Annotated in this window: 11 protein-coding genes, 1 tRNA gene and 3 pseudogenes; 8 read left to right on the forward strand and 7 right to left on the reverse strand. The window is 71.1% G+C overall.

What is annotated here, in order from left to right; genetic code table 11:
- Window positions 1-61: 61 nt before the first annotated feature.
- The gene (locus ABZ370_RS38975; protein ID WP_358631585.1) at window positions 62-1,615 is read left to right on the forward strand and encodes a DUF6519 domain-containing protein; all 1,554 of its coding nucleotides are present in this window, start codon (window positions 62-64) and stop codon (window positions 1,613-1,615) included.
- Window positions 1,616-1,726: 111 nt separating this feature from the next.
- The gene (locus tag ABZ370_RS38980) at window positions 1,727-2,608 is read left to right on the forward strand and encodes a peptidoglycan-binding protein (RefSeq protein ID WP_358631588.1); all 882 of its coding nucleotides are present in this window, start codon (window positions 1,727-1,729) and stop codon (window positions 2,606-2,608) included.
- 178 nt (window positions 2,609-2,786) lie between these two features.
- On the opposite strand, the gene ABZ370_RS38985 is transcribed toward ABZ370_RS38980, so the two are convergent.
- Complete coding sequence (locus tag ABZ370_RS38985) at window positions 2,787-3,401, reverse strand: helix-turn-helix domain-containing protein (RefSeq protein ID WP_358631590.1); 615 nt, start codon at window positions 3,399-3,401, stop codon at window positions 2,787-2,789.
- Window positions 3,402-3,610: 209 nt separating this feature from the next.
- The gene (locus ABZ370_RS38990; RefSeq protein WP_358631593.1) at window positions 3,611-4,378 is read right to left on the reverse strand and encodes an IclR family transcriptional regulator; all 768 of its coding nucleotides are present in this window, start codon (window positions 4,376-4,378) and stop codon (window positions 3,611-3,613) included.
- 129 nt (window positions 4,379-4,507) lie between these two features.
- Between ABZ370_RS38990 and ABZ370_RS38995 the strand changes: the two genes are divergently transcribed.
- On the forward strand, window positions 4,508-5,509 hold the full coding sequence (locus ABZ370_RS38995; protein ID WP_358631596.1) for a D-glycerate dehydrogenase: 1,002 nt from the start codon (window positions 4,508-4,510) through the stop codon (window positions 5,507-5,509).
- A 108-nt stretch (window positions 5,510-5,617) separates the two neighbouring features.
- Here ABZ370_RS38995 and ABZ370_RS39000 read toward each other — a convergent pair.
- Window positions 5,618-6,376 (reverse strand): annotated as a pseudogene (locus ABZ370_RS39000) (FMN-binding glutamate synthase family protein); the annotation flags it as partial.
- Window positions 6,377-6,722: 346 nt separating this feature from the next.
- Between ABZ370_RS39000 and ABZ370_RS39005 the strand changes: the two are divergent.
- Genes ABZ370_RS39005 through ABZ370_RS39015 form a run of 3 tightly spaced genes read left to right on the forward strand, consistent with a single transcriptional unit; the run spans window position 6,723 to window position 10,824 of the window.
- Window positions 6,723-8,948: an MMPL family transporter gene (locus tag ABZ370_RS39005; RefSeq protein WP_358631599.1), complete on the forward strand. Its 2,226-nt coding sequence runs from the start codon at window positions 6,723-6,725 to the stop codon at window positions 8,946-8,948.
- A 5-nt stretch (window positions 8,949-8,953) separates the two neighbouring features.
- The gene (locus ABZ370_RS39010; RefSeq protein ID WP_358631622.1) at window positions 8,954-10,144 is read left to right on the forward strand and encodes a sensor histidine kinase; all 1,191 of its coding nucleotides are present in this window, start codon (window positions 8,954-8,956) and stop codon (window positions 10,142-10,144) included.
- Window positions 10,141-10,824 carry a response regulator transcription factor gene (locus ABZ370_RS39015; protein WP_358631601.1) on the forward strand — a complete coding sequence of 228 codons (684 nt, stop codon included), beginning with the start codon at window positions 10,141-10,143 and terminating at the stop codon, window positions 10,822-10,824. The genes ABZ370_RS39010 and ABZ370_RS39015 overlap by 4 nt, the downstream gene beginning before the upstream one ends.
- 9 nt (window positions 10,825-10,833) lie before the next feature.
- Here ABZ370_RS39015 and ABZ370_RS39020 read toward each other — a convergent pair whose 3' ends face one another.
- From ABZ370_RS39020 to ABZ370_RS39035, 4 genes are all read right to left on the reverse strand, one after another.
- Entirely contained in the window at window positions 10,834-11,796 is a 963-nt protein-coding gene (locus ABZ370_RS39020; protein ID WP_358631604.1) for an LLM class flavin-dependent oxidoreductase, read from the reverse strand.
- Window positions 11,797-11,883: 87 nt separating this feature from the next.
- On the reverse strand, window positions 11,884-12,048 hold the full coding sequence (locus tag ABZ370_RS39025; protein WP_358631607.1) for an LD-carboxypeptidase: 165 nt from the start codon (window positions 12,046-12,048) through the stop codon (window positions 11,884-11,886).
- Between the two features lie 25 nt (window positions 12,049-12,073).
- Window positions 12,074-12,148, reverse strand: a tRNA-Trp gene (locus tag ABZ370_RS39030).
- Between the two features lie 94 nt (window positions 12,149-12,242).
- Entirely contained in the window at window positions 12,243-12,848 is a 606-nt protein-coding gene (locus ABZ370_RS39035) for a TetR/AcrR family transcriptional regulator (RefSeq protein ID WP_358631610.1), read from the reverse strand.
- 219 nt (window positions 12,849-13,067) lie between these two features.
- Between ABZ370_RS39035 and ABZ370_RS39040 the strand changes: the two are divergent.
- Both ABZ370_RS39040 and ABZ370_RS39045 read left to right on the forward strand, forming a co-directional pair.
- Window positions 13,068-13,931: pseudogene (locus ABZ370_RS39040) on the forward strand (ABC transporter permease); the annotation flags it as partial.
- Window positions 13,918-14,074, forward strand: a pseudogene (locus tag ABZ370_RS39045) (ABC transporter ATP-binding protein); the annotation flags it as partial. The pseudogenes ABZ370_RS39040 and ABZ370_RS39045, both read left to right, overlap by 14 nt.

A 14,074-nucleotide genomic window follows, 5' to 3' on the forward strand; every position in this document is an offset into this window, starting at 1 on the left:
CGCAGCGCCATTCCCGCAGCCTTCACGAACCTGATCGCCTGATCGAGGGGGAACCCTTCCGATGCACGCAGACCTCTCCCGCAGCACCTTCCGGCCCGACCGGCACTACTCGGCGGTCGTCGCCCAGCAGGGCCGCGTCCAGCTCGACGCCGACGCCAACGAGCAGACCGCGATCCAGCTCCAGCAGGCCCGTACCCTCGCCGCCGACCTGATCGGGCAGCATGGCGGCCCGGACGGGAACACCGGCTTCGCGCTCGCCTTCAAGGGCGGCAGCCGCGAGCTGGACGACCTCGTCATCGGCGGCGGCCGCTACTACGTCGACGGCATCCTCTGCGACGCGAACCGGCCGCGGCCCGAGGAGGCGGTGGACGACGAGGCGGAAGCCTCCGGTTCCGACGACGCGGCCGACGCGGCCGACGAGCCGTCCGAGCCGCCCGCCACCTGGACGTACTGGGACCAGCCGGACGGCTACCGGGACCCGGAGCGCCCGGCCGACCGGCTGCCCACCCAGTTCCCGTACCTGGCCTATCTGAAGGTGTGGGAGCGCACCGTCACCGCCGCCGAGGACCCGGCGCTGCGCGAGGTGGCGCTCGGCTCGGCGATGCCGGACACCGCCGCCCGGCTCAAGGTGGTCTGGCAAGTGCTGCCGCTGGCGGGCGCGGAGCTGGAGGTCGAGGACGGGCCCGGAGACCAGCGGGATCTGATCCGCGAGGCGTTCACCAAATGGGCCGCGTCCGCCGGGGCGCCCGCGTCCCGGCTCGCCGCGCGCAGCGAGCGGCCGGACCACGCGGACGAGGACCCGTGCCTGGTCGCGCCGGACGCCCGCTACCGGGGGCCGGAGAACCAGCTCTACCGGGTGGAGATCCACGACGGCGGCCCCGCCAAGGATGCCACGTTCAAGTGGTCGCGGGAGAACGGCTCCGTGGTCTTCCCTGTGGACGAACTCGACGGCACCTGGGTGGAGTTGGCGTCTCTGGGCGGTGACGGCAAGCTCGATCTGAACGTGGGGGACCGGGTCGAGTTCACGGACACCGCCACCGTCAGCCGTGGCGAGCCGCTGCCGCTGCTGCGGGTGGAGGAGGTCGACCTGCCGGGCCGTCGGGTACGGCTGTCCGGCGAACCCGAGCCGGGTGTCGGGCGGCGTCCGGAGCTGCACCCGTATCTGCGCCGCTGGGACCAGCGTGACGCCGCACGCCGTCCGCGCAAGGGCGCGGCGGCCGGGCTGAGGCGCGGCGCCGTCAAGGTCGAGGAGGGCCGCTGGCTGCCGCTGGAGGACGGTGTCGAGGTGTACTTCGCGCCCGGCGGCACCTACCGGCCCGGCGACCACTGGCTGGTTCCGGCCCGCACGGCCACCGGCGCCGTGGAATGGCCGGTGAACGCGGCCCGCAAGGCGCTGCTGCGGGCGCCGGACGGTATCCGGGTGCACTACGCGCCGCTCGGCTGGGTGTACGGCGAGGGCGAGGTGTCCGACCTGCGGATGGCCTTCGGGCCACTGGCCGCCCCCGTCCCGGCGGCGGACGCGGCGGCCCTGGCGGCGGAGGCGGAGGCGTCGGCGCGAACCGAGGCCGCGGAGGCCGAGGCGGACGGTGGCGGGTCCACCGGCTCGGAGGGCTGAGAACCCACGCCCGTCCGGGAGTTGATGCGTCGCACACCGACCGCAACTGAATCATGCCGTCACGGCATCCGTATATGACGGATACCAAGGAGCACGAAGGAGCACTTCACCATGGCAACACCCCTGAGCGCCGACAGACTTCTCAAGGCCTTGCGCGACGAGGGTCTGACCGTCCACGAATACCGCAGCTGGCGCTCGCACAACCGCAACTCCAAGGGCCCCTGGGGCCCGGTGAACGGCGTCATGATCCACCACACCGTGACTTCGGGCACCGACAGCTCCGTCGAACTCTGCTACGAGGGCCACGCGTCGCTGCCGGGACCGCTGTGTCACGGCGTCATCGACAAGAAGGGCGAGATCCACCTTGTCGGCAACGGCCGCGCCAACCACGCGGGCCTCGGCGACAACGACGTCCTGAACGCGGTGATCAACGAGACCAAGCTGCCCACCGACAACGAGGCCGACAAGGACGGCAACGCCCGCTTCTACGGCTTCGAATGCGTCAACCTCGGCGACGGCGACGACCCGTGGCCGGAAGCGCAGAAGCTGGCCATCGAGAAGGTGTCCGCGGCCATCTGCCGCGTACACAAATGGAGCGAGCGGTCCGTGATCGGCCACCTGGAGTGGCAGCCCGGAAAGGTGGACCCCCGGGGCTTCACCATGAGCTCCATGCGCACCCGCATCGGCAAGCGGCTCGGCAACAAGCCGGACGGCCCGGCCGAGACCAAGCCGAAGCCCCCGGCCTCGTACGAGCCGTTCCCGGGCGCCGACTTCTTCCGCGCCGGGCGCGTCAGCAAGATCGTCACAGCCATGGGCAAGCGGCTCGTGACCGAGGGCTGCGGCCGCTACGAGGAGGGCCCGGGCCCGGAGTGGACGGACGCCGACAAGAAGTCGTACGCGGCGTGGCAGCGGAAGCTGGGCTACTCCGGCGATGACGCCGACGGCATCCCGGGCAAGAAGAGCTGGGACAAGCTGCACGTGCCCAACGTCTAGCCAGGGCCAAGGCGTTCGCGCGGGCTGAACGCTTCTCCCGGACGGCCTCGCACACCGAGCCCTAGCGGTGTGCGAGGCCGTCGATCATCAGGGCGAGGGTGAAGTCGAACCGGTCGTGGCCCTCTGCGGCGATGACGCCCAGCGCGGCCCTGCGCCACTGGACCGGCGCCCGTCGGCCTCACCCGGGCACGATGCGGTGGGCTGAACCCCCGCCCGGGGGGTCCGTCGCCGCGGACCAGCCGATGAGGGCGCCGCGGAGGGCGGCGACCAGGCGGGTGGCGGCTTCGTCCTCGTTGCGTCCGCTCTTGATGAGGTCGAGGATGTCGCGGGGGTCGAACAGGGTGTTCCACAGGTACAGGGCCTCGTCCCCCAGGTCGGCCAGCCCGAGTTCCTCGGCGGTCTGCCGCAGCGGCTCGGCGAGCGCCTCGGCCTGGGGAGCGAGATACCCGGTGCCCTCGCGCAGCCGTTCGAGGTAGCCGCGGTGCGAGCGCATCTGCGCCATCGCCCCGCCGTGTTCCAGAACGAGCGACACCCAGAAGCGGGAGACCGCCTCCAGCTTGACCAGGCCGGTGGTGGTCTGCCGCGCGCTGAACTCGCACAGTTCGGACCCCACCTGGGACCGGAAGGCGTGCAGGATCTCCTCGACGGAGGAGAAGTGGCGGTAGGCGGTCGCGGTGGACACCTCGGCCTGCTTGGCGATGTCGGCCAGGCTGACCTGGGTCGGCGAGTCCTCGAAGAGCCTCGCGGCGGCCTTGATGAGCTGCCTGCGGTTGCGCTCGGTGTCACTGCGCATCGGCCGACGCTCCTGTTGCATGCGAACCACCGTTCAGCGAAGGGCCGAGAGGCCGCGAGCCAGTCGGCGGACCCCTCGGCGATGGATTCCGGGCTGGCAGCGTACGACAGCCACCGGCGCCCCTCGCCCCGTGTGCCGAATCCGCTCCCGCCCGGACGGCGACGCCGTGGCGGCCGGAGCGCTGACCGGGGCGGGGGCCCGGTGGCGGGTCAGCGGGCGGGCAGCCGGACGCCCAGCTCGGAGGCCGCCGCCTGGAGCAGCGGCACCATGGCGACCAGATCGTCCATGCCGCGGCGGAAGGCGGGCGCGGCGGTGGACAGGGCGGCGAAGACGGTTCCGCCGGGCCGCAGGACGGGGACGGCGACGGCGCGCAGACCGCGGTGGTGTTCCTCGTCGGCCGTGGCGTAGCCGCGCTCGGCGGCGAGGGCGACGGTTTCGCGCAGGGCACCGCGGTCGGTGATGCTGTTCGGCCCGTACGGGGTCAGCTCGACGCGGTCCAGGAGGTCGGTGCGCACATCGTCGGGGGCGAAGGCCATGAGGACCTTGCCCATCGACGTGCAGTGCAGCGGGCCGTGGCGGCCGGGGTCGCTGCGCACACCGACCGGCTGGGGGCCGTCCACGTAGTGCACGTACAGGTGGCGCGCGCCGTCGAGGACGGACATGAGGGTGGCTTCCTCGGTCTGCCGCGTCACGCGCTGCATCACGGGGAGCGCGGTGCCCGCGAAGCCGTACACCTGGCCCGCCTGCTGGCCGAGCTGGAACAGCCGCAGCCCCGGCTTGTAGCGCTTGCCGTCGGCCTCGAACTCCACCAGACCCTCCCGGCAGAGCGAGTGCACCAGCCGGTGCGAGGTGCTGACGGGGACACCGCTCTCGCGGGCCAGGGCCGACAGGGTGATGCCGTGCGGATGCTCGCCGACGAGGACGAGCAGACGGATCGCCCGGCCGACGACATCGGCCGGTACGTCGCTGGTGCTCACGCTGTGCAAATTACCACTCCGCGGAATCGATTTTCATCCAGTGGTTGACATCACCGGTCGATGGTACTGACGATGCTTCCCATTGAACAGATGGCTTTTCCACTCAGTGGAAAAATGAGGGAGTGGCGTATGACGCAGCGAGTGCTCACCACCCGGCCCGACCTGCCCGGCGGGGGCCTGGACCGGCTGGCGGCCCGGTCGGACCTGGTGCGCTGGGACGGCCAGGGCAAGCCCGAACCGGCCGAACTGCACGCCCTCGCGGCCGGGGCGAGCGGCATTCTCTGTCTGGGCAACGACCGGGTGGACGCCGCCCTGCTCGACGCCGCCGGACCCTCGCTGAAGGTCGTCGGACTGGCCAGCATGGGATTCGACGGCGTGGACCGGGAGGCCGCGGCCGAGCGCGGAGTCGTGGTCACCCACACCCCCGGCGTGCTCGCCGAGACCACCGCCGACCTCACCTTTTCCCTCATCCTCATGGCCCGCCGACGCCTCGGCGCCGCCCGCGACTCACTCGCCGCCGGGCAGTGGGGCCTGTTCCGGATGGACGACTACCTGGGCCTGGACATCCACGGCGCGACCCTCGGCCTGGTCGGCTTCGGCCAGATCGGCCGCGCGGTGGCCCGCCGCGCCCAGGGCTTCGGCATGCGCGTGCTGCACCACGACCCGTTCGCGCCCGACGACACCCAGGACCCGCCGTCCAAGGCCGTGGACCTGCCCACCCTGCTCGCCGAGGCCGACGTGGTCTCGCTGCACGTCCCCCTCACCCCGCAGACCCGCCACCTCATCGGCGCCGACGAGCTGGCGGCCATGAAGTCCACCGCCACCCTGGTCAGCACCTCGCGCGGCGGGGTCATCGACGAGGGCGCCCTGCTCCACGCCGTACGCAAGGGAATCATCCACTCGGCGGGCCTGGACGTCTACGAACGCGAACCGATGGGCGCCGAGCTGTCACCGCTGGCCGCTGAGCCGAACGTGGTGACGTTGCCGCACATCGGCTCGGCCACCGAGGCCACCCGTGCCGCGATGGTCGATCTCGCCATCGACAACATCCTTGAAGTGCTCGCGGACCGGCCCGCGACCACACCGCTGCCGGGCAGCGCCGCCCTGCCGGGAGCCCCCGCCCGGTCGTGAGGCGGCCGTAGGTTCAGACGGTGAAGCGGCCGGGGTCGGCGGCGGCCCAGTCCTCGGCCCACGCCGCCGGGGGATCGGCGAGCAGCTGTCCGGGCGCCAGCCATTCAGCACCAGCTCGCGGGGCGTGGAGAATACCCGGTGGTACGGCGGCGACACCACGGTCCGCCCCTCGGGCACCCCGCGCACCTTGGCGATCTCCGCGGTGACCTTGCTGCCCGGCAGCACACCGCCCATGCCCGGTTTCGCGCCCTGTGACAGCTTGAGGGAAACACACTTCACCTGGTCATGGGCCGCCTTGTCGGCGAACGTGGCCGCCTCGAAGCCGCCGTCGTCCGTCCGGCACCCGAAGTATCCGGTGCCGATCTCCCAGATCAGATCGCCGCCGTGGCGTAGATGGTATTCCGAAAGACCGCCCTCACCCGTGTCCTGCGCGAAACCACCCTGGGCCGCACCGCGGTTGAGGGCGAGGATCGCGTTGGTCGACAGCGAACCGAAGCTCATCGCCGAGATGTTCAGCAGCGCCATGTCATAGGGCTTGGCACAGTCCGGCCCGCCGACCCGGACGGTGGGCGGCTGGTCCGGCGTGGCCCTGGGCACCAGCGACGGCACCAGGAACTCGTACCCCGCCGCACCGACATCCCGCTCCGTTCCGAACGGCTCCTCGGCGTCCACGCCCTTGGCCCGCTCGTACACGATGCTGCGCACGTCACGGTCGTACGGGCGGCCGTCGTAGTTCCGCTCGATGAAGTACTGCTGCAGCTCCGGCCGCAGCGCCTCCAGCAGGAACCGCAGGTGGCCCAGGAGCGGATAGTTGCGCAGGACGGAGTGCTCGCGCTGCACCACATCCCGCACCGCCACGGCCGTCATGGCGCCCGCCACGACCGCCAGAAGCCACCACCACGCCGATACGCGCCACGCGAGAGCCGCGCCGAGCACCGCCGTCAGCGCGGGACCAGTCACCGATACGAGTCTGAACACGTCCGCACGGCTACCCCGCTCGCCTCGGACGATGCCGCCGCACGTCATCCGCGCGCAGCATTCCGCGCTCGTCCTTGAGGAGGACGGGAGTGCGTCGGCTCGTGCGGCGCCACCAGCCGAGAGTGCCAGCAGCGGCACGATGCCCCGACGCCCCCTGTCCGGCCAGGCTGGTGCCTCACCCGAAACCCGGACTTGAAACCCGGACCCGCACCTCAGACTTGGAGACCCGTTTCACGTGGCTACGTTCCTCTATCGGATGGGCCGGATCGCCTTCCGGCGGCGCCTGTTGGTGACCCTGTTGTGGGCGGTGATCCTCGGCGCTGTCGGTGTCGGCGCCGCCACGGCTCCCGCCGCCTCCGACGACGGCAAGTCCTTCATGCCGGGCATCGAGGCGCAGCAGGCCTTCGACCTGATCGGAGAGCGATTCCCGGGCCCGGCCGCCGATGGCGCCAGCGCCCGGATCGTATTCGTCGCACCCGACGGGGAGAAGGTCACGGCCCACCGCGCCGCCGTCGACGCATTCGTGGCCGAGGTCGCGGACGAACCCAAAGTCGCCGGTGCCGTCAGCCCGTTCACGGCGGGCGCGGTGAGCAAGGACGGCTCCACCGCCTACGCCACGGTGAACTTCACGGTGAAGGCCGCCGATCTCACCGACGCGGACAAGACCGCGCTGGAGAAGGCCATCGACCGTGCCGGTGCCTCCGGACTCACGGTCGAGGCCGGAGGTACCGCCCTCGCCACGCAGCCCGCGGCGGGCGGCTCCTCCGAGGCCATCGGCGTCTCCCTCGCCGCGGTCGTCCTGCTGATCACCTTCGGGTCCCTGGCGGCCGCCGGGCTTCCGCTGCTCACCGCCATGGTCGGCGTCGGGATCAGCATGGCCTCCATCATGGCCCTGGGCAGCGCTTTCGGACTCTCCCTGACCACGGGGACACTTGCCACGATGCTCGGGCTGGCGGTCGGGATCGACTACGCCCTCTTCGTGGTCTCCCGCTACCGGGAGGAGCGCGCCAACGGCCACGAGCCGCGCGAGGCGACCGGTCTCGCCGTCGGCACGGCCGGTTCCGCCGTGGTGTTCGCCGGTCTCACGGTCGTCATCGCGCTGGCCGGACTGACGGTGATCGGCGTTCCGATGCTGGCCAAGATGGGGCTGTGCGCCGCGGGCGCCGTGATCGTCGCCGTGCTGGTCGCCCTCACGCTGGTCCCCGCGCTGCTCGGCATGTGGCCCGACGCCGTACTCTCGCGCCGCACCCGCAAGGGCGACCCCGTAGCGCAGGCGGCCGACAACGGTGGTTCCCGGTGGGCGGGGTTCGTGCTGCGCCGTCCGGTGGCCGTACTGGTGGCGTGCGTCGCGGGCCTGGGCGCCCTGGCGCTGCCCGCCACGCAGCTGGAGATGGGCATGCCGGGGGCCGAGTCCAAGCCGGTCTCGTCGACGGAGCGGCGCGCCTACGACGCGCTCGCGGACGGTTTCGGCGCGGGCTTCAACGGGCCGCTGACGATCGTGGCGGACGTCAAGGGCGCGGACGAGCCCAGGGCGGCGGCGCGTGAGATCGCCGAGAAGATCGGCGCGACCCGCGGGGTCGTGTCCGTCTCTCCCGCGCGGTTCAACCAGGCCGGTGACGCCGCCCTCTTCTCGGCGGTCCCGGCCACCGGCCCGAACGACGAGGACACCAAGGGCCTCGTCACGACCATCCGCTCGGAACGCCCGGGCCTGGAGCGGGAGACCGGGGCGACGTTCGAGGTGGCGGGGAGCACCGCGATGGACATCGACGTCGCGCAGGCCTTGCAGGACGCGCTCGTGCCCTACCTGGCCGTCGTCATCGTCCTGGCCCTGGTCCTGCTGCTGGTGGTCTTCCGCTCCGTGCTCGTGCCCGTCAAGGCCGCGCTCGGGTTCCTGCTGTCGGTGCTGGCCGCCCTCGGCGCGGTGGTGGCGGTCTTCCAGTGGGGCTGGGGTGCGGAGCTGCTGGGCGTGGAGCAGGCCGGTCCGATCATGAGCCTGATGCCGATCTTCCTGGTGGGCATCGTGTTCGGCCTGGCGATGGACTACGAGGTCTTCCTGGTCTCGCGGATGCGGGAGGCGTACGTCCATGGGGACCGGCCCGTCCAGGCCGTCGTCACGGGCTTCCGGCACAGCGCCCGGGTGGTCGCCGCCGCGGCGGTGATCATGATCGCGGTGTTCTCCGGGTTCATCGGCGCCGACGAGTCGATGATCAAAACCATGGGGTTCGGTCTCGCCGTCGCGGTGCTCTTCGACGCCTTCGTCGTCCGCATGGCGCTCGTGCCCGCGATACTCGCGTTGCTCGGGAACGCGGCGTGGTGGATGCCCCGGTGGCTCGACCGGTTGCTGCCTCGCGTCGACATCGAGGGCACCGGGCTCATGACGTCCCGCGCCACGTCCCCCGCGCACGGAGTCTCGTCGGCGAGCGGCGAGCCCGCGCCCCAGGAACCGGTCCGTACCCTTTGAACGTGATGAACAACAGCTGGCAGCGCCGGGCGGCGGCTCATCCGAAAGCCGTCGAGGCGACGACGGTGGCCTTGTTGTTCGCGTGCACCGTCGCCAGTGTCCTCCTCACCCGGTCGTTCATGCCCGGGACCCCGGCCCTGTGGCCCGGCATCGCCCTGTCCGCCGTCGGCTGCGCGGCCCTGCCCTGGCGCCGCGGCCGCCCGCTGTACGTGCTCGCCACGGCCACGTTGTGCACCATGGCGCTGGGCGCCCTGGGCTACCTGGTGACTCCCGGGCTGATGGGGCCGCTCCTGGTCGCGCAATACTCCACGAGTGTGCGGACCCCGCGCCGCACCACCTGGAACAGCGCGCTCGCCGCCGCCGCCGGGATGGTCGTCACCGGTGTGTTCGTCCCGTCGTTCCTCCACTCGCCCGTCCTCACGATCGTCAACCCGGCGGCCTGGGTGCTCCTGTCCGCGGCTCTCGGCGCCTACCTCCGGGTACGCCGGGAGTACGCGGCGGCCCGCGCCGAACACGCCGACCGGCAGCGCGAGGAAGAGGCGCGCCGCCGGGTGATCCAGGAACGCATGCGCATCGCACGGGAGTTGCACGACGTGGTCGCCCACCACCTGACCCTGGCCGACGCCCAGGCCGGTACCGCCGCACACCTGGCACGAACCCACCCGGACCAGGCCTTCGAGATCATCGCCAAGCTGCCGGAGACCACCGCCGCCGCGCTGCGCGAACTCAAGGCCACGGTCGGGCTGTTGTACCAGGACGACGACACCGCCGACCTGGCCCCCGCGCCGGGACTGGAGCAACTGCCCGCGCTGGTCGACACCTGCTCGACGGTCGGCCTGGAAGTGGCCGTCACCGTCGAGGGACGGCCGAGCCCGCTCTCACCCGTGCTCGACCTGACCGCCTACCGGATCGTCCAGGAAGCCCTCACCAACGTCACCAAACACGCCGCGACACGCACCGCGCGGGTCCGGCTGCGCTACGCGCCCCACCAGCTGACCCTGACCGTCACCAATGGCACCAACTCCGGCCGCCCGCTGGTCACTTCCGCCTCCGGAGGCGGCTTCGGCCTCCTCAGCATGCGCGAACGTGCCACTGCCGCGGGCGGCACCTTCCACGCCGGTCACCGGCCGCAGGGCGGGTTCGAGGTGGCCTGCGGCCTTCCCCTCCACCGCCACGACGAGAGTCCCGCCACATGACGATCCGCGTCCTGCTCGCCGACGATCAGGCCCTGCTCCGGGCCACCTTCCGCATCCTCATCGACTCGGTCGAGGACTTCACCGTCGTCGAGGAGGCCGCCGACGGGCAGGAAGCCGTCGACCTCACCGCCGTGCACCGGCCCGATGTGGTCATCATGGACATCCGCATGCCGAACCTCGACGGAGTGGCGGCCACCGCGGCCATCTGCTCCCGGCCGGAGCTCATCGACACCCACATCCTCATCCTCACCACATTCGAGAACGACGAGAATGTCGCCAAGGCCCTGCGCGCGGGCGCGAGCGGCTTCCTCGGCAAGGGCGTCCGCCCCGACGAGCTGATGTCGAGCATCCGCACCGTCGCGGCCGGCGACTCCCTCCTCTCGCCCACCGCCACCCGGGCCCTCATCACCCGCTTCCTGGCCACCCCGGACACGGACGGCTTCCTCGCGCTCCCCGACGCCGTCAAAGCCCTGACCGACCGCGAACGCGAAGTCACGGCCCTGGCCGCATACGGCAAGTCCAACGCCGAGATCGCCGACCAGCTCGTCCTGAGCCCGCTGACCGTACGCAGCCACATCCAGCGGGCCATGACCAAGGTGGACGCCCGGGACCGCGCCCAGCTCGTCGTCATCGCCTACCAGAGCGGCCTGGTGAAACCGCGGCCACATCCCGGCAGCTGACCCGGCGGTTCACAGCACTGTCGCCAGCGAGTCCAGCGACGCCAGACAGTCGCTGCCCACCGGTGTGAGAACAGCGCTGGTGACACCGGCGTCGAACAAGCCTGCCAGCCTGGCTCGCGCCTGGTCCGGGGTGCCTGCCACGGCCAGCTGCCGTACCCATTCGTCCGGCATGGCGCGAGTGAACTCCTCCGGGCTGTCGCAGCGCGAGCGCAGGGCGGCGAGCTCGTCCCGGAAGGGCAGCGGAGCGACATGGGGCCGCCAGTCCGGCTCTCCGACCACTTCGAGGGCGGGCCGGGCAGCCGTCAGCGCCACGGTGGGGTCGTCATCGACTGCCGCGATGTTGTAGGCCACCAGGCGGTGCGGGCGGGTGGGCGCGATGTGCCCGAGGGCTTCTCGTACGTAGGCGGGCGTCACCGGTTCCGCGAGGAGGGTTCCGTCGGCCACCCGACCCGAAACGGCCAGAGACTTGGGGCCACGCACCCCTGCCAGCACGGGCGGCGCTGCCGCTGGTGTGGCGCTTTCGTGCAGCCGCACCCCGTCGACGCGCACGTACTGCCCGTCGTGATGGACGAGTTGGCCGCTCAGCAGTGACTTCAGGACGGTGATGTACTCGCTCAGAAGGGTGAGCGGGCTCTTGGGCCACGCTCCGACACCGCGCATCCAGGACGGCATGCCGTGGCCGACGGCGATGTCGATGCGGCCGGGATGCAACTGGGTGAGGCTCGCGATCTCCATAGCGGCGAACGCCGCATTGCGAGCGGAGGCCGGCAGCAGCCCCACACCGACCCTGACCCGAGCGGTGGCGGCGAGAACGGTGGCCGCCTGGGCCACTCCTCCCCGATAGCCGAGGTCTTCCACCACCCACAACTCGTCGAAGCCGTGTGCCTCCGCGCGTTGGGCGAAGGCGACGATGTGTCGCGCCGGAATATCGCGTGGCATGAGGACGCCGATGGCGCCTTCCCGTCTCGTCATGGTGACGTCATTCCCAGCAGGTGCCTGTTCCATTGCCGCCGTCACCGTCATGCGCCGGTCGCCACGCCCGGGTAGGGCGGTGGACGGTCAGGTGACGGAGTCGGTGGTCATGAGCGCGCGGCGAAGCGCCTTAGCCGACGCGGGCCCGGACCATTCGTCGCTCCAGTTGGCGAACGGACCGTGCAGGGAGGCAACACGGCATCGCGCCCACAGGGCAAGGTGGATGTGCGTGATGTCGCTGAAGCCGACCAACGGCTTCGGATCGAAGTGCGTCCGGCAGGGGCGGCAGGATTCGAACCTGCGGCGCGCGGGTTTGGAGTCCGCTGCTCTGGCCGGGCTGAGCTACGCCCCTTTGACCCCGTCAGTCTGGCATCTGCCCCTCGTGACCGGCCACGGGTTTTGGAGCGGCCGGGCATGATCAGCCGGTTGAGGCGGCCTCAGCACTCTCAGGAGGGCGCACGGCGGGCGGCGGTCAGGGCCGCGGTGGTGGCCACCGTCAGGGACTCCAGATAGCCGGTGGGGAGAGGCGAGCGGATGGTGGTCAGGCGCCAGTACAGGGGGCCGCTGGCCAGGTCGAGGGCGAGGTCGACGTCCGTGTCGGCGGAGAGCTCGCCCCGGTCGACCGCGTTGCGGACGACCACTTCGGCGATGCCGCGCTGGGAGTCCCGCACCGCCATCTGCAGCGCTTGAGCCATATCCGGGTTCCGGGCCGACTCCGCGAACAGGTCGGGGATGATCTGGGCGGCCATGGGGTGCCACAGCACCCGCGCGGTCGCTTCCAGCAGCGCCTTCACATCCCCGTGCAGCGTTCCGGTGTCCGGTGTCGGCAGCCCCTGCTTCGCCAGGGCGGAAACCACCTCCAGAACGATGGGGAGCTTTGAGGGCCAGCGCCGGTAGATGGCGGCCTTCCCCACTCCGGCCCGGCGCGCTACCCGCTCGATCGACATGCGTCCGTAGCCGACGGTCGCCAGTTCCTCGAAGACGGCAGCACGGATCGCGTCGGTCACGTTCTCCTGGAGCACGGCGGCGCCCGCGGGGGCGCGCCGAGACATGGTCGGCTCCTTCTCCATGCCCTGAGCCTACTCGACGACGGAACGGTTGCGATCCGTCGTGCGCTGCTTTAACTTACGAAGGAACGGAACGCATCCGTTCCGTCCTTGATGTTGAGGGCCCTGTCGAAAGGTGACCAGGTGAGCCAGTCAACGGTTCTTGACAGCGAACGGCGCCCCTCTCCCGGGGATCTCGCGGACCCCGGGGATCTCCCGGACCTCGCGGACCTCGCGGCCGCTCACGGTCTCACTGTGAGCGGTGCTCGCGTGGGGCTGCGCGACTACGTGGGGCGGCTCTGGGGCCGGCGCCACTTCATCCTGGCCTTCTCGCAGGCCAAGCTGACCGCGCAGTACAGCGAGGCCAAGCTGGGGCAGCTGTGGCAGGTGGCGACGCCGCTCCTCAACGCGTTCGTGTACTTCCTCATCTTCGGCCTGCTGCTGGGCAGCAAGGGCGGTATGCCGAACGACATGTACATCCCGTTTCTGGTGACCGGGGTGTTCGTCTTCACGTTCTCGCAGAACTCCGCCATGGCCGGAGTGCGCGCGATCTCCGGGAACCTGGGGCTGGTGCGGGCGCTGCACTTCCCGCGCGCCTCGCTGCCGATCTCGTTCTCGCTCCAGCAGCTCCAGCAGCTGCTGTTCTCGATGATCGTGCTGGTCGTCGTCCTGCTGAGCTTCGGGCACCCTCCGGGCCTCGCGTGGCTCCTGGTCGTTCCGACTCTGGCGCTCCAGTTCGTCTTCAATACCGGCCTGGCCCTGATCGTCGCCCGGATGGGGGCCAGGACCCCGGACCTGGCGCAGTTGCTGCCGTTCATCCTGCGTACCTGGATGTACGCCTCCGGCGTGATGTATCCGCTGGAGCACATGCTCCAGAAGGCGGGGGCGCACTCCTGGATCTCCGACCTGCTGCTGGCGAACCCGGCGGCGGTCTACATGGATCTGATGCGGTACGCGCTGATCAACGACTACCCGTCGAGCAACCTTCCGCCGCATGTCTGGGCTCTGGCCCTGGGGTGGGCGCTGCTGCTCGGCGTCGGAGGTTTTGTGTACTTCTGGAAGGCGGAGGAAAGTTATGGCCGTGGCTGAACAGATACAGGAACCCGTCGAGCCCGCTGTGCCGTCCGTGCCCGCCGGGGCGCGGGTGCCCACCGTCATCGCCGACGATGTCCATATCGTGTACCGGGTCAACGGTGGACCGAAGGGCCGTGGCAGTGCCACGGCCGCCCTGA

This window comes from Streptomyces sp. NPDC005962, assembly GCF_040629205.1.
In the GTDB taxonomy this organism is placed as follows: domain Bacteria; phylum Actinomycetota; class Actinomycetes; order Streptomycetales; family Streptomycetaceae; genus Streptomyces.